Consider the following 19,087-nt stretch of genomic DNA (forward strand, 5'->3'; position numbering starts at 1 on the left):
CCTAGCGACAAAAAGCGGCAAGAATAAGCCATATTGCGGCGCGGGGCAGCGACCTATGGCGCACCAACCTAAAGGGAAACAGGCGCTCCCTGCACCGTCACGACCGGCCCGCCGGCGGCCAGAGCATCCTCCCGGTCATGGGTGACAAGCACCACAGGCAGCTTCCGGTCCCTTGCGCGCTGAAACACGAAGTCGCGGGTGCGGGTGCGGCGATCAGCGTCGAGCCGCGAGAACGGCTCATCCAGCAACAGCGCCGCAGGTTCGGCAAGCAACGTTCGCATCAGGGCAACACGCGCGCGTTGGCCGCCCGAGAGCGTGGCCGGATCGCGATCGGCCATCCCATGCAGCCCAGCATCCGACAGGGCGGTTTCGATCCGGCCACGGCGGTCTGTGATACCTCGCGGCAAGGCAAAGCCAAGATTACCCCCCACGCTGAGATGCGGGAACAGAATGTCATCTTGAAACATGATGCCAACGCCGCGCGCCCGCGTAGGCAGAGCCGTGATATCATGACCGCCCAGCCAGATCTTGCCCTGTTGGGTGAATGCGCCGGGGAGCGCGCCAATGATCGCCGAAAGAATGGTCGATTTACCGCAGCCCGATGGCCCCATGATGGTGAGTACCTCGCCCGCAGCGATAGTGGCGGTTAGCCGCGCAAGGCAGCTTTGTGGCTTCATGATGGTCAAATTGTCCAGCACCAAAGTCATGTCACGCGCATCCCCTGTCGGTTGCGCCACAAGAGCGCAGGGATACCCAACGCCAGCGCAAAGCCCACGAAGGGGGCCAACATCTGCGCCAACGCATATGCCCCGATCACCCGCCTGTTGCCACCTGATCCCAGGGCCACGGCCTCGGTCGTGAGGGTGTCGATCCGACCGGCACTAATAAGCAAAGTTGGGAGATATTGCGCAACAGAGGTTGCGAAGCCAACAGCACAAGCGACGGCAATGGCGCGCGACAGCATAGGAAGCCGCACCGCCCAGAACACGCGACTGTGCGAGGCCCCCAGAGCATGGGCCACCACGCCCGCGCGCCGGTCCCATGTACGCCAAGGATCGGATAGCGACAGAAAGACATACGGCAGCACAAAAACCAAATGGACCAGTGCCACCAACCAGACCGACGGCGCGACCCCGGCAATCAGTGTCAGCGTGGTCAGACCGGGGACAAAAGCGACCTGCGGCACCAGGAGTGGCACGTACAAGACCAGCAGCGCGCGCCGGACAGCGGCGTCGCGCCTGTATTCAGCCTGAAGGCACGCGAGGGTCAGGACGATCGCCGCGCCGGTCGCCAAAAGGCCAATGATCACGGTTTGGGTAATAGCGCCGGTAAGCCCGGTTGCTTGCCTGTCCCAAGTCTGCAAGTTGAGTGTCTGGGGCCAGAGATCCGGGAACCGCCACAGCCCGGCAAAGGACCAAACGGCCAGTCCGGCCAAGCCAAAGGCAACCGCACCGACCGACAGTCCTGCGAGCCCCAGCGCAACCGGGCGCGCCACACGGTCGACGTGCCGTCCACGCGCACCTGCCGTCAGCCAGCGCTGGGAGAGTTGCGCCACGCCCCCCTCGGTCAATCGCCATGCCAGCAAAGCGGCCGCGGCAACAAAAAGTTGCAGGACCGCAGCAGCGGATGCCTGAAAGCGATAGGCTAGGTCTGGGTTTCCCATCCAGTCGAGGATCTGCACTGCAAGGGTGGGCGGCCGCGTCGGACCCAGGATCATCGCCATATCGACGACGGACACGGAATAAGCAAGTACCGCCATCACCGGCAACCGGATCTGCGGATAAAGCTGCGGCAACACAACCTTGACCCAGCCCATGATGCGGCCATAGCCCATGGTCTGCGTCAACAGCAGGGTCCGGCCGCTATCGATCTGGGACAGGGCAGCAATGCTCATCAGCAGAAGGAAAGGAACCTCCTTGATCACGAGCCCGGCGATCAGCGTCAGACCCAGCGGATCATTGACGATCAGCAGATCAGGCGGACGCTGCCACCCCGTGGCCCAAGGCGACAGCGCGCGCGCGATCCAACCCGAAGGCGCCAGCAAGAAGGCCAGGCCAAGCGCTGCCGCCGCATGCGGCACCGACAAAAGCGGTGACAGCGCGCGTGTGATGGCGACAAAAACGCGGCTGCCCTGCCATGCAGCCAGGATCAACAGGGTTATAAAGAGCGCAATGCCGGTGGCCGAGACGCCAGTAGCGATGGAATGGCGCACCGCGATGCCAAGCCCCGGCCAGTCGAGCAACGCGCGCCATGGCTCTAGGGAGAGCGCCAGGCCCCCCAAGGCGGGCAAATAGCCGAAGGCGGGCAACACAATTCCAATGCAACCCGCGATGACAGGGCCTGTCAGCAAGGCAATCGTCAGCGCGGGCGCGAAGCGGGTGGCCGACATAAAGCGCTAAGGCGCGGTGCCGTAACGCGCGGTCCAATCCTGCGCGATGCGTGTCATCCAATCCGGATGCGGCTCAAGCAGGGCGGTGCCCATCTGCGCGGGCGGCAAAGTCGCGATACCGAGGTCGAGAGCATCGAAGCGGGCGCGATCCTCGACCCCCAAAAGATCCATGCCAAGCACGGTCTGAAAGCCCAGAATGGCAGGATCCTGCGCGCGGGCCTGAATCTCGGGATCGAGGATCAGGTTTGCGAGGACCAACGCCCCAGCTTTGTTCGCCGCATTGTAGGGGATCGACAGAAAGGACGAGTTGCCGATCGTACCGGCGTCCCACACATAGGTGCGCACGGTGTCTTGCAACGTGCCATCGGCAATCGCCGCCGAGGCGCGTCCAGGGTTGAAACTGAAAGCGATGTCGATTTCGTCATCCGCGAGAAGTGCCCCGAGGGCAGGCTCATTTTCGGGAAAGACCTGACCCTGCCGCCACAGATTCGGATGCAGGTTGTCAAGATAAGCCCAAAGCGGTGCGGTGACCGCCTCATAGTCGGTATCGACAATCGCGCTTTGTAAAACTTCCGGATCTTCGAGAACCCCATAGAGCAACTGCTTCAAAAAACTCGTTCCCAAGAAGTCAGGCGGCTGAGGGTAGGTGAACCTGCCTGGGTTCGCGGAGGCCCAGGCGGTCAACGCCACCGCCGATTTTGGCGGTTCGGACAGGCTGGCGCTGTCATATTCAAACACCATCTGAAACATTGCCCAGGGCGCCCCGAACCCTTCAACCGGGACGGTGAAGTCAGTAAGTACCGCCGGGTTGGCCGTGGTGTCGACGTAGCGCCAGTTTGGCAGTTCCTCGGCGAAGGGGCCAAACAGGAGGCCATTTTCCTTCATGGAGATAAAATTCGCCCCATTGATCCAGATGGCATCCACCGCGCCGCCCGTGTCCCGTCCGGCGGTCTTCTCGGAAACGACGCGCGTCACAGCATCGGCGGTATGGTAGTGGGTCACTTTGAAATATCTTTTTTCTTATAGGGTCCGCGCTTCTTTGGCGCTGCGTCTTCTGCCTTTTCCACCAGCGCCACGATATCCTCAACTTCCCAAGGCGTATCGACAAGGCCAGCGGCCATGGCTGGTGTCATGCGCAGGGTCTTGTGGGTGCGGACGAAGTTGTAATGCATGAAGTGCAGGGCAACCGCGTAAGCGTGGTTCTCCGCCTTCTTTGAGAAAGCATTTGTCAGGCGCGTGAAGCGGCGCATACCCATCCGCATTGTTAGGTTCTGGCGTTCAATGTGCGATGTCCCAACATCTTCCATGATCGGGTTGCCAAAAATTGCCTCTTTGGTAGCGCCCGTGCATTCCGCTGGTGAATACTTGCGCTCGTGGCCCTTTGTACCTGTAGGGTTGCCGTAGTACTTAATCAGCATGGCGTAGTCCACATCGCCAGAGAAAGCGTCTGTGACCGCCTTGAGGTAAGCGCCGTGCCCGTCTGTGGTCAACTGGATGCGGTTTGCAACGCGCGCCGCCAGATCAAACATGAACTCACGTGCTGTTGCGCCGGAGCGATCCCCGATGGTGTAGCTGATCATCAGCTTGCTATCGCGGTCCATTGCAGTCCATGTCCAGATATCGCAGCGTCAGATGGAGCAGCTTTTGCAGTCTCCACGTTCTTTGCCTTGGCGTAGCAGAACGACCATATCTCATCGGCCTGAACGTGCTTGGCCTCAACGCCTTTGACGTTTTCATCATGGTAGGCGGCACAGGCTTTGCCCGCGTCCTCAAGCAGCTTGGTGACGGTGTTCTTGGACACGTCAGCGATACGCGATGTGGCGCGGATGGAGTTACCCTCCACCAGAAGGCGGATGATCAGGGCGCGGGATTTTGTGTCAAGTTTTCTCATAGGTTCAACCTAATTTTAAACTGACCAACAGTCAAGCATTTTATAAGTTCGTGCGATTAATCGCATGTTGTCTATTGCCTGCAAAAGATGAGCGATCTATACAGCATCATGGACAAAGAAGAATACAATCTCCGGGCCAGCTAGTGGCCGCTCCTCGCAGATCGAGGGTGGACCAAGAAAACCTTGGCGATCATTTTGGGCGTGGATGAATCCCTTGTCAGCAAGACAGTCTCCAATGTTCGCAAGGTTGATGCCTCAACAGCCATCATTTTTGAGGAAGTGTTCGACGTTCCTGCTGTGCGTTTTCTATCCCTGCAAAAGGATTATGATCTAGCTGTTGCTAGGATTGAAAGCACACCGGACCCCAAGAGACAAATGCGTGCAGAACTGATTGGGAAACTGCCGATCAATGCAATGATCAAAAGGGGCTGGCTTGAAGCGGAGTCAGTTAAAGATATTGAAAGTGTCGAGAGTTCATTGCTTCGCTTCTTTCAAGCCAACCGCCTTGAAGACATTGAAACGCTCCCACATGCGGCAAAGAAAACAGAAGTCAGCATAGCCGCAACACCAGCGCAACCTCGCGTGGCTTTATCGTGTCAAAACCCTTGCCTCCGAAATGATGGTCGCACGTTATTCCCTGCATCGGTGAAGTCGGCCATAGCCGAAATAAAGAACCTCGTTCACTCCGCAGAAGAATTGCGGAAGGTTCCCCGAATATTGGCAGAAGCGGGTATCCGCTTTGTTATCGTTGAAGCGTTACCGTCCACCAAAATTGACGGTGTTTGCTTTTGGTTGGATGGCAACTCACCCGTTATCGGCATGTCATTGCGCTTTGACAGGATCGACAACTTTGTCTTTGTTTTGCGTCACGAACTTGAGCATGTCCAAAATCGAGATGGGTTAATCGAGATGATTTCAATGCTTGATGTAGATATTAACTCTGGTGAGGCTACGCAGATCACGCAGGAACTCAAAGACCAAGAAGATCGCGCCAATGCCGCAGCTTCTGAATTCTGCGTCCCCAAGAAAATGATGGATGCCTTTATCTCGCGCAAAGCACCAGTTTTCGCCAAACGTGACATCATAGGGCTGGCGAGAATGCTCAAGGTCCACACTGGCCTAGTTGCTGGACAGCTTCAATTCAGAACTCAAAAATACCACCTTGGGCGGGAATATCTCGTCCCTGTTCGCTCAATTGTAACACCAAATGCCGTCACTGACGGGTGGGGTGATGTTGCCCCTACTGATGCCTATTAGAAAGGGCTTTCACCATGAGTAAGAAAAAAGATCTGCAAAGGCTAATTCGTCACTACAAAGACGAAACAGGCGAAATCCAAGTTGATATGAAAAAGGTGGCAAAGTTCGCCCAGCTTATGGGCTGGGATATGCCTGTTCCCAAAGACCCACTTGATGTTCTTGCCCAAGAAACTTTCCCGCGCAGCACGGGACGAGATCAAGCATGATGATGATAGTGGTCGCCCTTACAGGGTGAACCATGCGGTGCCAATCAAGCAAGGCCAGCAAACGCTGTTTGTTTGGATTGATATCGATGAAGCGCCACGGAATATGATGCAAAAATCTCTCTACCTACGCCGAGAGCAAATGGTCGGTGATGGATTGCAGTTGAGCTACGACGCTGATCGCTGGAACTCTCGTCACGCTGACGAAAGACAAATTGAACTTGATTTAGACCTGAACTTTGATGTTGAACTGCGGAAGCACGCTGCCGATGCAGAGGATGAAGTCACTGACGATTAATCTCCTGACTTCTTCCAACGAGCAGCGGCAGCGACACTCGAAATTTCGCTCCGCTGTTCTGGCGTCAAATCCAATGCCCTAGCTTTGCCGCCCTTTTTCCCACCCTTGCGCTGTCCAGACGTGTCGGGATCATGCACAGGTTCATAACTAGCGGCCATGTCCACAATGAACTTGGCAAGCTGGTTGGCGTCACGGGGTCTCTTGGGTTTGTCTGTCATAGCCCTAAGATAATCACTCCCTCGCGCGAGGGCAAACTATCTTATTTCAAAGTGACCCACTACCGGCGGTATCGGCAAGTTTGACATGGTTGAGCGTCACACCGTACTGGTCAAACAAATCTTCCCCGACCGATTCGATGAAGGCATTGATGCGGGTGTCGCCTGCCCAAGCATTCCAGAACACCGTCTGGCCGCGCGCCTCGGCCACAACGGCGTTCCAGTCCGTCGGGTTCGGATCGGATGCCGCCGAAACCGAGGGGTTCACCACGAACGAAAGCGCAAGGATCGCAGCGCCGGTGACGGAATTCTTCATATGGCAGGCCTGACATTGCTATTGTTCAAAAAATCATCGTTGCGTGATCATGCGTTTTTGGGGATGCAATTCAAGGTCGGTTCGCCTGATAAACAACAATGTGAGAAATCACGCGGGCCCTGCGCAGTTTCGGTACGGCCCGTCATCGCCAACGGAAGCGCCGCATGTTTGATCGCCAACTACGCCCCTATATTGACCCGCCCCTGAACATTTTGGGCGGACACTTGGCCGTAAGCGGGGTTTCCGCCAATGCCGTCACGCTGACCGGTCTGGCGCTGGGGCTTCTGGCAGCGGCTGCAATTTACGTAGGGGTGTTCTGGCTGGCATTGGGGCTGATACTGGCGTCAAGGCTGGCGGATGGTCTGGACGGGGCCGTTGCGCGTTTCCACGGTACGACTGATTTTGGCGGCTATCTCGACATCGCCTCTGACTATCTGTTTTACGGTGCTGTCCCGTTGGCATTTGTCATGCATGATCCCGCCACAAATGGGGTCGCAGGCGCGGTGTTGCTGACGAGCTTTTATGTGAATGGCGCGACGTTCCTGGGGTATTCGGTGCTGGCGGAGCGCCGCAGTATGCGCACCGCATCACATGGTGTGAAGTCGATCTACTTCACGGCTGGACTGTTGGAAGGAACAGAAACAATCGCGCTTTTCATCGCCTTCTGCCTGTGGCCAGGATGGGTCGCAGAGCTGTCATGGGCATTTGCTGGCTTGTGCTTCTACACGGCCATCTCGCGGGTTGTGCTGGCTTACAAAGTGTTCAGCAACTGATAGCAAGACTTTGAAGAAAAAAGGTCTTTACGTTCTTTTTATGTTCTCGGTTGAATCACTCGCTTATCGTCGCCATTTCCGATCGTGCTTCAGCTTGATGTAGACAGAAGTTGACATAACTGATCTAACTGATCAAGCCTCTGATATCTAATAATTATTTGACCTTCACCACCTGCCCGATGGTCGATCTCGACGGCCATACCGAGGTTCGCTGACAGATCCTGCTCCAACACCACGGTATCAGCATCCTTGTCAGACTTCCGGTCCCGCGGCTTTCGGACAGATTTGTCGATTGGACCGCGCGCCAATGTCTCAGTCTCACGGACGTTCAGACCTCTGGCAACGACGGTTTGAGCAAGCTGGGCTGGATTCTCCGCAGTGATCAATGCGCGCGCGTGGCCGGCCGAAAGCTGCCCCTGCCGCAGGAGCATCGTCACCTCGGGCGGTAGGGTCAGCAATCGCAGAAGGTTCGCAATATGGCTGCGGCTTTTGCCCATCGCCTCGGATATCTTTTCCTGGGTATGGCCGAAGCGTTCGATCAACTGCTTGTAACCCGCCGCCTCTTCCAGCGGGTTCAGATCCGCGCGCTGGATGTTTTCGATAATTGCAAATTCCAGAACCTCGGTGTCGCTCAGGTCGCGCACGATGACGGGCACGGCGTGGACTTGGGCCATTTGCGCAGCACGCCAGCGCCTTTCACCAGCAACGATCTCGAACAGCCCGTCCTGACTGGGCGACGGGCGCACGACGATGGGCTGCAACACGCCCTTCTCCTTAATGGAGGCGCTTAGCTCCTGAAGCTTCTCAGGGTCGAAATCACGCCGCGGCTGCTCAGCATTCGCGTGAATGTTCTCAACTGGCACGAGCTGATCCGATGAGCGCTGCTCCGCCGCAGCATCCTGAGTGTGGGAGACGTCGGCCATCAATGCAGACAACCCACGGCCGAGCCCGCGACGTTCTGGTTTGCGGTCGTTCATGGCAACGCTCCTTCTGAAAGTTCGGGTAGGTGTTTTTGCAGCAACTCTTGCGCCAAGGCGCGGTACGCCACGGATCCGCGCGAGTTTGTGTCATAATCCAGTACGGGCAAGGCAAAGGACGGCGCTTCGCTGACCCGCACGTTACGCGGGATGATCGTCCGAAGAACCAGATCCCCCAGATTTGCCCGGGCATCCTTTTCGACCAGTTGCGACAGATTGTTGCGCTGATCATACATGGTCAACAAAACGCCTTCGACGCGCAAACGCGAATTTGCAGTCTGCCGTACCTCACGAATGGTGAGCATTAGCTGCGAGAGGCCTTCGAGCGCGAAGAATTCGCTTTGCAGAGGGATCAGAACCGAATGCGACGCCACCAGCGCGTTGATGGTCAACAAGCTGAGTGATGGCGGGCAATCGATCAGAATGTAGTCGAAATTAAAGCCATCCATCTCAGCCTGGCGCAGGGAGTCAAGCAAAAGGAAACTGCGCTTCTGATGCGCAACAAGGTCGATATCTGCGGATGACATGCCGGTTGTCGCTGGACTGAGCCAAATCCCAGAGATCGCGGTCTTCTGGAACACCTCGACCGCAGTTCCAGAACCCGTCATGAAATCATAGGTGGTAAGCGAACGGCCATCAGCAAAGAGACCAAGGCCCGTCGAGGCATTGCCCTGCGGATCAAGGTCGATCAACAGAACCCGTTTGTTCTGCTCGGCTAGGGCCGCCGCGAGATTAATGGCCGTCGTCGTTTTTCCAACGCCGCCTTTCTGATTTGCGATGGAAATGACCCGTGGTGTGCTTTGCAGATGAATATCAGACACGCGAAACATTCCTCACTGACAGAACAACGGAATCTGGCGCGATGCGGCTGGTGTGGCTATCAAAATCAAATCGCCATTGCTTCTGGGCCTCAGCAATCTCAGCCTCAACGGTGCGGCCTTTGGGAAAAATCGCCTCGCCCGTCGGTTTAAGGTGGCGCATCACGAACGGCAACAAGTCTTTCAGCGGCGCCAGGGCCCTGGCAGAAAGAACATCAGCGCTCAACGGCTCCACGCTTTCGGCGCGGCCGGCCAATACCTTTGCGTTCAAGTCGAGATCCCGGATGACGGCACGCAGGAACGTCGATTTGCGCTGATCGCTTTCAACCATGGTGATGGTCCCGTGTGGCGCTAAGCTTTTGGCGATGATCGCCACGACGATGCCCGGCAACCCTCCCCCACTGCCAAGGTCAACCCAGTGCGTCCACGGCTGCGAGACCAGCGACCACAGTTGGGCAGAATCTTCGACATGTCGCGCCCAAATGTCAGGCAGCGTCGAAACTGAGACAAGATTGATGGATGTGTTCCACTTGGTCAGCATCACGACATAGCGATCAAGCAGGGCCAATGTTTCACATGAAACATCCAAACCCTGCAAGATTGCTGAGGCTGATGCCGAAGATCCCGTCACTGCGCCGCAACCCGACCACCGCGCCGCACCGCCGACAGTATCAGAACCAGCGCAGCCGGGGTCATTCCCTCGATTCGGCCCGCCTGGGCCAGCGTCGTCGGCCGCAGCCCATCCAGCTTCGACGCTAACTCACCCGAAAGCCCGGATATCCCTAAGTAGTTCAGCGACGAAGGCAATTCCACAGCTTCGTCCCGCTTCAGCAAGTCAATTTGCGCTTGCTGACGATCGAGGTAGAATGCGTACACAGCCTCTCTTTCAATCTGTTGGCGGGTATCGACATCAATGGTTGCCAGTTCCGGCTCGAGAGCTATCAGGTCGCCAAAATCCACATCTGTCATGGACAATAGCTGCATGGCCGTGCGCTTGGCACCATCCTTTCCGCCAGAGACGCCCAGAGACGTCAGTTCTCGAGCGGAAATCACCGTGTCGCACAGCTTTTTACGCGCCTGCGCAAGACGCTCAATCTTCGCGTCGAAATTGCGCCGACGGTCTGACTGCACGCAGCCAAGCCTGATGCCAACCGGGGTGAGCCGCTGATCCGCATTGTCAGCGCGCAAAGCCAGTCGGTATTCCGCCCGGGACGTAAACATTCGATAGGGCTCTGATACGCCGCGCAGAACCAGGTCATCAACCATAACGCCGATATAACTGTCTGGCCGAGATAGAATAATCTTGTCTTCACCGCGCGCGTGCTGCGCCGCGTTCAGCCCCGCAAGAACGCCCTGCCCTGCAGCTTCCTCATAGCCAGTGGTGCCATTGATCTGCCCAGCAAGGAAGAGCCCGCTCAAGCTGCGGCACTCCAAGGTCGCGGCCAGCGCCCTCGGATCGACATAATCATACTCAATTGCATAACCAGGCTGCGTGATAACAACACCCTCAAGGCCCTTTATTGACCTTACAAAGCGTTCCTGAACATCTAGTGGGAGGGAAGTCGATATGCCATTCGGGTAAACAATATCTGTGTCGAGACCCTCAGGCTCAAGAAATATCTGGTGCGACGGCTTCGTCGCAAATCGCACAACTTTGTCTTCTACCGAAGGGCAGTACCTCGGCCCACTGCTGCTGATCATTCCGCCATAGATCGCGGATTTTTCGATATTTGTGAGGATGATGTCGTGTGTCACCTCATTCGTATGGGTAATCCCACACGAAATTTGAGCCGCCTGCACCTCCCCCGTCTCAAATGACATGAAGGTCGGAGACGCATCGCCCTCCTGACGATCGAGATGAGCCCAGTCGATGGATCTTCCATCTAGCCGTGGCGGCGTCCCGGTCTTCAGGCGGCCAAGCTTCAAGTCAAGATCCGCAATTTGATCAGCTAGCTTGGTCGATGCATCATTTCCCATCCGGCCCGCTGAGTGGCTGGATTCCCCAATATGTATCCGTCCTCGCAAAAAGGTTCCTGTAGTGAGGATCACGGAGCTTGCGGACAAAGTCGTCCCGTCCCGCAGCACAACGCCACGTATCGAACTGCCGAATATACTTAGCGCCGTGACCTCAGCCTCGATAATGTCTAGACCTTCCACCCTCAACAGCGATTCCCGCACATAGCGCTGGTACCGGAGACGATCTGCCTGCACCCGTGGCCCCTGCACCGCCGGACCCTTGCTTCGGTTTAGCAATCGATACTGGATCGCAGAAAAATCTGCTGCCTTACCCATCAAACCGTCAAGCGCGTCGATTTCGCGAACGAGGTGCCCCTTGCCCAGCCCTCCAATTGCCGGATTGCACGACATGACGCCAAGATCAGCAATGGAAAAGGTGACCAGCGCGACCTTTGCAGACATCCTGGCCGCAGCAAATGCAGCCTCGGCACCCGCATGACCTGCGCCGATCACAACAACATCATACTGTTTCACGTGAAACACCTTTTACTTTCCGATGCAAAAGCTGCTGAAAACCTCATCGAGATAGTCCTCAACATCTACGCGCCCGATAAGGCAATCCAGAGAGTCTATGACAAGCGCAACATCCATTGCAACAAGCTCTGGCTCTGAGACCGGCACATTGACAACATTCTTCAGCACTTTCGCAGCGTCACTCAGCGCAGCCGCCTGCCTATCACTGACAATAACACCTTGGCCATGCACCCTACCCGACAAAATCTTCGTTATTCTTTCAACAAGCTGTGAAACCCCCTGTCCGGTCTGGCCTGACACGCCACCGACCATGTTTGGCCAACGGTCCATCTTGCCCACCAAGACGATATCATCCGTGTCCAGTACAGTGGGGGCTGAATCACCCGGGTTCTCAAGCAGCACAACCCTGAGATCGGCATTCTCAGCGCGGCGCCGACCCGCTGACATGCCAATCTTTTCAATATCATCTTCAGTTTCCCGCAGCCCCGCCGTGTCTAGAAAACTGACAAGATAGCCACCCAAGTTCATCCGAACTTCAATAACGTCACGCGTTGTGCCCGCGATACTCGACGTGATCGCGACTTCGCGTCCGGCCAGTGCATTGAGAAGTGTAGACTTTCCGACGTTTGTCGCGCCGACCAAGGCGACTTCAAACCCGGACGATACGCTTTTGCGGACTTGCTGCCCTTCAATCTCGGCATTGATTTCGTCCAGAACCATGCGCAGTGGCGCGTGGAACATTTCCGCCCAATCCAGATCGATATCCTCGTCGGAAAAATCAATCGCCACTTCCAATGTGGAGGCCGCCTTGATCAGCGATTTTCGCCAATTATCGACCAACTTGCCAATGCCACGATCGAATACGCGCATAGCCTGCCGTCGCTGTTCCTCTGTCTCAGCGACCAGCAACTGACCAAGACCTTCTACCTGAGTTAGATCTAGGTTCCCATACTCCAGCGCCAAACGCGTAAACTCGCCAGCTTGCGCGGCACGTGTCCCGGGAAATTTTCCGATTTCACTCAATAGCTTAGAAATGATCGCCGGGCTTCCATGGATGTTCAGTTCCACGGTTTCCTGACCGGTAAAGCTGCGCCCACGCTCGAAGAACACCACGAGTGCGATATCAATAAGCTCCCCGCCGGAATCGAAAAGGCGGCGGACGACTGGCGAACGTGGAGGCAGTTTTTTCCCTGGCATGAGTTTCAGGGCGACTTGCTTCGCGCGCGGCCCTGAAACCCTAACGATGCAGACCCCAGCTACGGAACCACCAGACGCCACAGCATAAATGGTATCCATCAAATCACCCGCGCAGGTCGCTTAAGTATTCATCGAGTCGAAGAATTCCCCATTCGTCTTGGTTTGCTTGAGCTTTGACAAGAGGAACTCAATGGCGTCCGTTGTTCCCATGGGATTGAGGATGCGTCGCAACACAAACGTCTTTTGCAGATCGCCCTTGTCAATCAGCAATTCCTCTTTCCGCGTTCCGGACTTCAGAATGTCGATCGCTGGGAACACACGCTTGTCGGCAACCTTGCGATCCAGGATAATTTCGGAGTTACCTGTGCCTTTGAATTCTTCGAAAATTACTTCATCCATTCGGCTGCCCGTATCAATCAAAGCTGTCGCGATGATGGTCAGCGAGCCACCCTCTTCAATATTTCGCGCAGCGCCGAAAAACCGCTTCGGCCTTTGCAAGGCGTTCGCGTCGACACCACCGGTAAGCACTTTACCTGAACTCGGAACGACGGTGTTGAAGGCGCGGCCCAGTCGCGTGATTGAATCCAGCAAGATGACAACGTCGCGCTTGTGCTCTACCAGCCGCTTGGCTTTTTCGATGACCATTTCGGATACCGCAACGTGGCGCGTCGCAGGTTCATCAAATGTCGACGAAACAACCTCACCCTTAACACTGCGTTGCATGTCTGTAACCTCTTCAGGCCGCTCGTCGATAAGCAGCACGATAAGGTAGCATTCTGGATGGTTTTTTTCGATTGAATTGGCGATATTCTGCATCAACACGGTTTTACCAGTGCGCGGCGGTGCGACGATCAACGCTCGCTGCCCCTTACCCAATGGTGAAACAATATCAATGATACGCGCAGAGCGATCTTTCAGCGTCGGATCATCAATTTCCATGTGAAACCGCTCATCCGGATACAGCGGCGTAAGGTTATCAAAATGGACCTTGTGACGAACCATCTCCGGATCGTCGAAGTTGATGCGAGTCACCCGCGTCATACAAAAGTAACGCTCATTTTCGGCAGGGGCTTGAATTACGCCCTCAATCGTGTCCCCCGTTCGCAGCGAGAACTGCCGGATCATTTCTGGCGAAACATAGATGTCATCTGGTCCGGAAAGGTAGTTCGCTTCAGTTGACCGAAGAAAACCAAACCCGTCTTGCAACACTTCCAGGACACCATCCCCGGAAATTTCCCAACCATCCTCAGCGCGTTCCTTGAGGATTGAAAACATCATTTCGCCCTTCCTCATGGAAGGAGCATTATCAATTTCCAGTTCCTCGGCCATGTCCAGCAGGACCGATGGTGTTTTTGCTTTCAGATCAGCCAAGTTTAGCCGGTTTGCAGACATGCCACCACCACATTGACCTCAGGGCCATATAAATTGAATGTTTCACGTGAAACGCGTTGACCGGACGGTCACGCAGACGCGCTGATACGCCGGACTGACGGTGAAGTCAACGGCCTCAAAACTTGAGTACGACCGATAATACAATCACAATCATCAGCAAGGTGGGGACTTCGTTTATCATTCGGTATTGCCTGCCTGTGAGTGACGTCGCCCCACGCAGAAAGGCTTGCCGCTGCGACGCGAGCCAGAAGTGAAACGCCGTCATAGCAACGACACCAACCAGTTTTGACCAGGGCCAGAACAATGACCAATCAACAACGCCCGGCGTCATGACCAAGAACAAGCCAGCTGCCCATGTAACGACCATCGCTGGTGTCATAATGACAGTCAGCAACTTTCCTTCCATTGTGTTCAATAGCCTATAAACCGACGGATCTTCACCATTCTCAGCGTGATACACAAACAACCGCGGCAAATAAAACAAACCTGCCATCCATGCGATGACTGCCATGATGTGAAGTGCTTTGATCCATAGGTACAGCGAGATCATGTTGGCCTCCGTCAGACTTCTTATAAATTGAAATATATAAAGAAGTTAGATGTTGTAGATAGGGTTGGTGTATATGTGCACGGTATATTTATCCACAGAGTTGTTGTGCAGTAGCATGTTTTAGTCAGTGTAGTTTTTATATTATTTAAATCATACATTTATCTTTTAAATGTTCATAAGTATCGAAATTTGAAAGCCTGTGGCAATACAAATTTGAAGTTGTCCACACCCGGCCGAATACCTTGTCCAGTGTGGATATTTGTGGCACATACAGTTGACGAAAGTGTAGCTCCGTCAATGAGCTACGATCTTGCCTGCTTGTTCCCATTGCTCGTCTTAACGACACGCCCGGTTATCCCCAGAGTCGCCCCCATGCCTGACGTGATCCTTGCCAGCAGTTCTATGGTCCGCGCCAGGTTGTTGCGCGCGGCAGGTCTGCAGGTTGAAACGATGGCGCCACGCGTGGATGAGGGTGCGTTGCGCGAGAGCCTTCAGGCCGAAGCCATAAAACCGCGCGACATTGCAGATGCGTTGGCTGAGGCGAAGGCGCGGAAGGTTTCTGCGCGCAATCCAGGCGATCTGGTGCTTGGTTGCGATCAGGTTCTGGTTCACGACAACTGCCTTGTCAGCAAGTCCCTCGATATCGGCGCGGCGACACAGTTGCTGAAGAAACTGCGTGGCGGCACGCATCAACTCCTTTCCGCCGCATGTATTTACCGCAACGGGACGCCGCTATGGCGTCACATTGGCACTGCGCATCTGACCATGCGCGAATTTTCCGATGAGTATCTTGATCGATATCTCGCGCGTAACTGGGACACAGTGCGCGGCGCAGTCGGCTGCTACCATATCGAGGATGAGGGGGTTCGGTTGTTTTCCGAAGTCAAAGGCGATCAGTTCATCATCATGGGTCTGCCGCTGTTGGAAATCCTGAACTTTCTATCGACACGCGGGGATATCGACGGATGACGCTTATTCCTGTCGCGGGCGTCATTGGCTGCCCAATTGCCCACAGCAAGTCACCCAAGTTGCACGGCTACTGGCTCTCAAAATACGAAATAAATGGTTATTATATCCCATTGCATGTTACAGAAGGGGACCTTGAGCGTGTTGTCAAAGCTCTCCCGGCTATGGGCTTTCGCGGTTGCAACGTGACGATCCCGCACAAGGAGCGCGCCTTGGCGCTGGCCGATATCGCGACGGACCGTGCGCGGAAAATCGGTGCGGCCAATACTTTGACCTTCAAGGATGACGGACAGATTCACGCTGACAATACCGACGCGTATGGCTTCATGCAAAATATCCGGCAGGTTTGGCCTGAATGGTCGGCAAGCGTCGGGCCGATAACCGTTCTCGGCGCTGGCGGTGCCGCGCGGGCGGTCGTCGTCGCCTTGTTGGAAGAGGGCGCGACCGATATTCGCATCGTGAACCGCACACGCGATCGCGCCGAAGACCTTGTGGCGGCCTTCGGGAAGGGCACTACCGCCGCCGATTGGGCCGATCTGCCGGATCTGCTGCCGGACACCGCAACGCTTGTGAATACGACCGCGCTGGGAATGGCGGGTGGCGCGCCGCTGGACCTGTCGCTCGATTCATTGCCAAAGGAATCGCTGGTTACCGACATCGTCTACACCCCGTTGAACACCAACTTGTTGATGAGTGCCGCTCAGCGGGGCTGCAAGACCGTAGACGGGCTGGGTATGCTCTTGCATCAGGGGGCTCCCGGTTTTGCGCAATGGTTCGGCGTGATGCCTGAGGTTGACGATGATCTCCGTCGCGTCATGCTGGAAGCATGAGCGCGCCGTTTGTCCTCGGCCTGACGGGGTCCATCGGCATGGGAAAGTCCACCACAGCGGCCATGTTTGCCGCGCAGGGCGTTCCCGTCTGGGATGCGGATGCGGTGGTGCACCGGCTTTATGCAGCGGGTGGGGCAGCAGTGGAGCCGGTCGCGGCGTTAAGGCCCGCTGCGCTGCGCGACGGCGCGCTTGACCGTTCCGCACTGAAGGCATGGATTTCCGATGATCCTACGGCGCTGAAGCAGATCGAGGCGATTGTTCATCCCCTCGTCACCGCCGACCGGGCGGCGTTTCTGACGACCCATCGCGCGCAGGGCACGCCACTGGTGGTTCTGGACATTCCGTTGTTGTTTGAGGCCGCTGGACTGCAGCATGTAGATGCTATCGTGGTTGTTTCCACTGACCCAGATACCCAGCGGGCACGGGTTCTGGCGCGCAATAGCATGACCGAGGATCAGTTTCAGGCAATCCTTGCCCGACAGATTCCAGATTCAGAAAAGCGCGCTCGCGCTGATTTCGTGATTGAGACCTCGACATTTGACGCGACCCGGCACGCTGTGGCACAGCTTGTCTCGACCATAGAGGGGCGAAACATTGCGTGAGATCGTTCTGGATACCGAAACCACCGGCCTTGATCCGTCAGACGGCCACCGGATCGTTGAAATCGGCGCCGTCGAATTGCTCAACCATACGCCGACCGGCGTCACCTATCATCAGTATATCAATCCCGAACGACCAATGCCCGCCGAAGCCTTCGCGGTTCATGGTCTGGGGGATGAGTTTCTTGCCGCGCAGCCGGTGTTCAGCCGCATTGCTGATGAGTTTTTGCAGTTCTTGGGCGATGCGCGCATGGTAATCCACAACGCGGCGTTTGATATGCGGTTCCTGAACGCAGAATTGGCGCGCGTCAACCGCCCTGCCCTGCCGGCGGCTCGGGCTTTCGATACGCTCACGCTGGCCCGCAGGCGCTTTCCGGGCTCGCCGGCGTCGCTTGACGCGCTGTGCCGGCGGTTCGGTGTGAACAACTCAGCGCGTGAGAAACACGGCGCGCTTCTGGACAGCGAAATTCTGGCCGAGGTGTATCTGGAACTGATGGGCGGGCGACAGCCCGATTTCGGCCTGACGGTCCAGAAGCGCAGCAAAACGGCCCAGCCTGAGGATCCGGACTGGCGTCCGCAGCGGCGAACGACGCCCCTCGCCCCTCGCCTGACGGAAGCCGAGAGCGCCGCGCATCAAAAACTGGTCGCCGCGTTGGGCAAGGAGCCGATCTGGGCGCGCTATGAGTGAACGCGCACAGCATGGCTAGAACGGTCGTGCGGCCCATAAAAAAATCCCCGACCTGACGGGCGGGGATCTGACAATTTTCAAATAGAGAGCCTTGCTCAGGCAGTCGGGGTCTTCTGGGCCTGAAGCGCGGCCTGCCGCTGCAATTCCTGACGGTACAGCGCCAGAAAATCCACATTGTCCAGGTTGAGCGGCGGGAAGCCGCCATCGCGCGTTACGTCGCTTACGATCCGGCGCACGAATGGGAACAGCATGCGCGGGCATTCGATGAGCAGGAACGGGTGCATCTGCTCGGTTGGTACGCCCTCGATGTTGAATACCCCGGCATAATCCAGTTCCATCAGGAACAGTGAAACGCCGTCTGACTTGTTCTTGGATTCGATCTTGAACTTGGTCGTCACCTCGAACTGCGTCTCGACATCGCGTTTCTTGGCGTCAAGACTGACCTGAACCTGAATATCCGGTTGGACGTTAGAGGGTTGCATGGCCTTTTGCGCCACGAAGTTCTCGAACGACAGGTCGCGCACATATTGCGCCAGGACGCGCATGGAAACCTGCGGTTGCGCCGCCGGCGTCGGTTGCGCGGGGGCGGCACCGTTAGGGGTATCGGACATAAGTCTCTCCTGCTGAAAAATTAGCTGCGTTCTATCAGGTGAACAGGCCGGTCTCAATGCCGGTTTTGGCCGCCGTTGCGGTCCGGACCTGGTGCCGGTGGTGTATCGGGGATTTCGCGCCATGGCGTGCTGTCGCGCGGCTCGTGCACTGTAAAGTCACCGTCGATCACGTCGCCGCGCCTTGGTCGCGTCGGGCCTTGTGTCCGCGGACGCGGCATGCGGGCCAGCACCATGGCCTGCACAGGCGGCAATAGCACGATCAGCCCCAGAATGTCTGTGAAGAACCCCGGGATGATCAGCAGCATCCCGGCAATCACCCGCATCACACCTTTCAGCAGTGGGGCAGTCGGGTCGGTTTCCGTCCGCAGCGCCGCGTTGATCTCACCCACAGTTCGCGGCCCGCCCGATCGGATGAGTGCGATACCGCCGATGGCCGAACCGATCACAATTGCGAGGGTCGCCAGCAGTCCCAGTTCGCCGCCAACCTGCACGAAAAGAGCGATTTCGATCAGGGGAACCGCCAACAACGCCAGAAACAGCCGCATTTTATCATCCTTCCTGTGGTCGTCGTCCCGCATTAGGTAGACTTGTGGTGTACTGCGCCTTACATAAGGGGTCAAAGGACGT

21 protein-coding genes and 1 pseudogene are annotated in these 19,087 nt (G+C 56.5%); 8 read left to right on the top strand and 14 right to left on the bottom strand.

Annotation, left to right across the window (positions count from 1 at the left end; all coding sequences use genetic code 11):
• Positions 1-68: 68 nt before the first annotated feature.
• The 4 genes and pseudogenes from H9529_RS11435 to H9529_RS11450 all read right to left on the bottom strand — a co-directional run bounded on the left by H9529_RS11435 (position 69) and on the right by H9529_RS11450 (position 4,280).
• A complete protein-coding gene (locus H9529_RS11435) occupies positions 69-707 on the bottom strand; it encodes an ATP-binding cassette domain-containing protein (protein ID WP_092884377.1) in 639 nt (212 codons plus the stop codon).
• Positions 704-2,389 (bottom strand): ABC transporter permease, encoded by a 1,686-nt coding sequence (locus tag H9529_RS11440; protein ID WP_092884379.1) that lies wholly within the window; start codon positions 2,387-2,389, stop codon positions 704-706. The genes H9529_RS11435 and H9529_RS11440 overlap by 4 nt, the downstream gene beginning before the upstream one ends.
• 6 nt (positions 2,390-2,395) lie before the next feature.
• Positions 2,396-3,391 (bottom strand): ABC transporter substrate-binding protein, encoded by a 996-nt coding sequence (locus tag H9529_RS11445; RefSeq protein WP_190305622.1) that lies wholly within the window; start codon positions 3,389-3,391, stop codon positions 2,396-2,398.
• A pseudogene (locus tag H9529_RS11450) lies at positions 3,388-4,280 on the bottom strand (IS1 family transposase). The gene H9529_RS11445 and the pseudogene H9529_RS11450 overlap by 4 nt, the downstream one beginning before the upstream one ends.
• 183 nt (positions 4,281-4,463) lie before the next feature.
• On the opposite strand from H9529_RS11450, the gene H9529_RS11455 reads away from it, so the two are divergent.
• From H9529_RS11455 to H9529_RS11460, 3 genes are read left to right on the top strand one after another with little or no spacing between them, the layout of a single operon-like run.
• Entirely contained in the window at positions 4,464-5,537 is a 1,074-nt protein-coding gene (locus H9529_RS11455) for a hypothetical protein (protein WP_223814146.1), read from the top strand.
• Between the two features lie 14 nt (positions 5,538-5,551).
• Positions 5,552-5,743, top strand: coding sequence for a hypothetical protein (locus H9529_RS20775; RefSeq protein ID WP_223814147.1), 192 nt, complete (start codon positions 5,552-5,554; stop codon positions 5,741-5,743).
• Positions 5,691-6,038 carry a hypothetical protein gene (locus tag H9529_RS11460; RefSeq protein ID WP_223814148.1) on the top strand — a complete coding sequence of 116 codons (348 nt, stop codon included), beginning with the start codon at positions 5,691-5,693 and terminating at the stop codon, positions 6,036-6,038. Before H9529_RS20775 ends, H9529_RS11460 begins: the two co-directional genes overlap by 53 nt.
• Before the next feature lie 264 nt (positions 6,039-6,302).
• Here the strand turns inward: H9529_RS11460 and H9529_RS11465 are convergent, their stop codons facing one another.
• A complete protein-coding gene (locus H9529_RS11465; protein WP_190305624.1) occupies positions 6,303-6,569 on the bottom strand; it encodes a hypothetical protein in 267 nt (88 codons plus the stop codon).
• Between the two features lie 164 nt (positions 6,570-6,733).
• Here H9529_RS11465 and H9529_RS11470 point away from each other — a divergent pair, with 164 nt between their 5' ends.
• Entirely contained in the window at positions 6,734-7,342 is a 609-nt protein-coding gene (locus H9529_RS11470) for a CDP-alcohol phosphatidyltransferase family protein (protein WP_092884383.1), read from the top strand.
• Positions 7,343-7,431: 89 nt separating this feature from the next.
• On the opposite strand, the gene H9529_RS11475 is transcribed toward H9529_RS11470, so the two are convergent.
• The 7 genes from H9529_RS11475 to hemJ all read right to left on the bottom strand — a co-directional run bounded on the left by H9529_RS11475 (position 7,432) and on the right by hemJ (position 14,766).
• Positions 7,432-8,319: a ParB/RepB/Spo0J family partition protein gene (locus tag H9529_RS11475; protein ID WP_092884385.1), complete on the bottom strand. Its 888-nt coding sequence runs from the start codon at positions 8,317-8,319 to the stop codon at positions 7,432-7,434.
• On the bottom strand, positions 8,316-9,140 hold the full coding sequence (locus tag H9529_RS11480) for a ParA family protein (protein ID WP_092885307.1): 825 nt from the start codon (positions 9,138-9,140) through the stop codon (positions 8,316-8,318). Before H9529_RS11480 ends, H9529_RS11475 begins: the two co-directional genes overlap by 4 nt.
• Positions 9,133-9,705, bottom strand: coding sequence for a 16S rRNA (guanine(527)-N(7))-methyltransferase RsmG (gene rsmG / locus H9529_RS11485; RefSeq protein WP_223814149.1), 573 nt, complete (start codon positions 9,703-9,705; stop codon positions 9,133-9,135). Before rsmG ends, H9529_RS11480 begins: the two co-directional genes overlap by 8 nt.
• A 59-nt stretch (positions 9,706-9,764) precedes the next feature.
• Positions 9,765-11,636, bottom strand: coding sequence for a tRNA uridine-5-carboxymethylaminomethyl(34) synthesis enzyme MnmG (gene mnmG, locus H9529_RS11490; RefSeq protein WP_176846776.1), 1,872 nt, complete (start codon positions 11,634-11,636; stop codon positions 9,765-9,767).
• Between the two features lie 3 nt (positions 11,637-11,639).
• Positions 11,640-12,923: a tRNA uridine-5-carboxymethylaminomethyl(34) synthesis GTPase MnmE gene (gene mnmE, locus H9529_RS11495; protein WP_092884389.1), complete on the bottom strand. Its 1,284-nt coding sequence runs from the start codon at positions 12,921-12,923 to the stop codon at positions 11,640-11,642.
• Between the two features lie 21 nt (positions 12,924-12,944).
• Positions 12,945-14,216: a transcription termination factor Rho gene (gene rho, locus H9529_RS11500; RefSeq protein WP_092884391.1), complete on the bottom strand. Its 1,272-nt coding sequence runs from the start codon at positions 14,214-14,216 to the stop codon at positions 12,945-12,947.
• 115 nt (positions 14,217-14,331) lie between these two features.
• Positions 14,332-14,766: a protoporphyrinogen oxidase HemJ gene (hemJ, locus tag H9529_RS11505; RefSeq protein ID WP_092884393.1), complete on the bottom strand. Its 435-nt coding sequence runs from the start codon at positions 14,764-14,766 to the stop codon at positions 14,332-14,334.
• Positions 14,767-15,138: 372 nt separating this feature from the next.
• On the opposite strand from hemJ, the gene H9529_RS11510 reads away from it, so the two are divergent.
• The 4 genes from H9529_RS11510 to dnaQ are packed head-to-tail and all read left to right on the top strand — an operon-like array spanning position 15,139 to position 17,849.
• Positions 15,139-15,735 (top strand): Maf family protein, encoded by a 597-nt coding sequence (locus H9529_RS11510; RefSeq protein WP_092884394.1) that lies wholly within the window; start codon positions 15,139-15,141, stop codon positions 15,733-15,735.
• On the top strand, positions 15,732-16,562 hold the full coding sequence (locus tag H9529_RS11515; protein WP_092884396.1) for a shikimate dehydrogenase: 831 nt from the start codon (positions 15,732-15,734) through the stop codon (positions 16,560-16,562). Before H9529_RS11510 ends, H9529_RS11515 begins: the two co-directional genes overlap by 4 nt.
• Positions 16,559-17,164, top strand: a complete 606-nt coding sequence (gene coaE / locus H9529_RS11520; RefSeq protein ID WP_092884398.1) for a dephospho-CoA kinase — start codon at positions 16,559-16,561, stop codon at positions 17,162-17,164. The genes H9529_RS11515 and coaE overlap by 4 nt, the downstream gene beginning before the upstream one ends.
• Entirely contained in the window at positions 17,157-17,849 is a 693-nt protein-coding gene (gene dnaQ, locus H9529_RS11525) for a DNA polymerase III subunit epsilon (RefSeq protein WP_092884400.1), read from the top strand. Before coaE ends, dnaQ begins: the two co-directional genes overlap by 8 nt.
• 95 nt (positions 17,850-17,944) lie before the next feature.
• Here dnaQ and secB read toward each other — a convergent pair whose 3' ends face one another.
• Both secB and H9529_RS11535 read right to left on the bottom strand, forming a co-directional pair.
• Positions 17,945-18,460 (bottom strand): protein-export chaperone SecB, encoded by a 516-nt coding sequence (gene secB, locus H9529_RS11530; RefSeq protein ID WP_092884402.1) that lies wholly within the window; start codon positions 18,458-18,460, stop codon positions 17,945-17,947.
• A 53-nt stretch (positions 18,461-18,513) separates the two neighbouring features.
• Entirely contained in the window at positions 18,514-19,005 is a 492-nt protein-coding gene (locus H9529_RS11535) for an FxsA family protein (RefSeq protein ID WP_092884404.1), read from the bottom strand.
• Positions 19,006-19,087: the final 82 nt, after the last annotated feature.

The sequence above is a fragment of the Roseicitreum antarcticum genome (assembly GCF_014681765.1).
In the GTDB taxonomy this organism is placed as follows: Bacteria; Pseudomonadota; Alphaproteobacteria; order Rhodobacterales; family Rhodobacteraceae; genus Roseicitreum; species Roseicitreum antarcticum.

Coding starts and splice junctions, on each gene's coding strand:
- H9529_RS20775 (WP_223814147.1), top strand. CDS start 5,552: ATGAGTAAGAAAAAAGATCTGCAAAGGCTAATTCGTCACTACAAAGAC.
- hemJ (WP_092884393.1), bottom strand. CDS start 14,766: ATGATCTCGCTGTACCTATGGATCAAAGCACTTCACATCATGGCAGTC.
- secB (WP_092884402.1), bottom strand. CDS start 18,460: ATGTCCGATACCCCTAACGGTGCCGCCCCCGCGCAACCGACGCCGGCG.
- coaE (WP_092884398.1), top strand. CDS start 16,559: ATGAGCGCGCCGTTTGTCCTCGGCCTGACGGGGTCCATCGGCATGGGA.
- H9529_RS11460 (WP_223814148.1), top strand. CDS start 5,691: ATGTTCTTGCCCAAGAAACTTTCCCGCGCAGCACGGGACGAGATCAAG.
- H9529_RS11435 (WP_092884377.1), bottom strand. CDS start 707: ATGACTTTGGTGCTGGACAATTTGACCATCATGAAGCCACAAAGCTGC.
- rho (WP_092884391.1), bottom strand. CDS start 14,216: ATGTCTGCAAACCGGCTAAACTTGGCTGATCTGAAAGCAAAAACACCA.
- mnmE (WP_092884389.1), bottom strand. CDS start 12,923: ATGGATACCATTTATGCTGTGGCGTCTGGTGGTTCCGTAGCTGGGGTC.
- H9529_RS11510 (WP_092884394.1), top strand. CDS start 15,139: ATGCCTGACGTGATCCTTGCCAGCAGTTCTATGGTCCGCGCCAGGTTG.
- H9529_RS11535 (WP_092884404.1), bottom strand. CDS start 19,005: ATGCGGCTGTTTCTGGCGTTGTTGGCGGTTCCCCTGATCGAAATCGCT.
- H9529_RS11465 (WP_190305624.1), bottom strand. CDS start 6,569: ATGAAGAATTCCGTCACCGGCGCTGCGATCCTTGCGCTTTCGTTCGTG.
- H9529_RS11440 (WP_092884379.1), bottom strand. CDS start 2,389: ATGTCGGCCACCCGCTTCGCGCCCGCGCTGACGATTGCCTTGCTGACA.
- H9529_RS11470 (WP_092884383.1), top strand. CDS start 6,734: ATGTTTGATCGCCAACTACGCCCCTATATTGACCCGCCCCTGAACATT.
- H9529_RS11515 (WP_092884396.1), top strand. CDS start 15,732: ATGACGCTTATTCCTGTCGCGGGCGTCATTGGCTGCCCAATTGCCCAC.
- H9529_RS11475 (WP_092884385.1), bottom strand. CDS start 8,319: ATGAACGACCGCAAACCAGAACGTCGCGGGCTCGGCCGTGGGTTGTCT.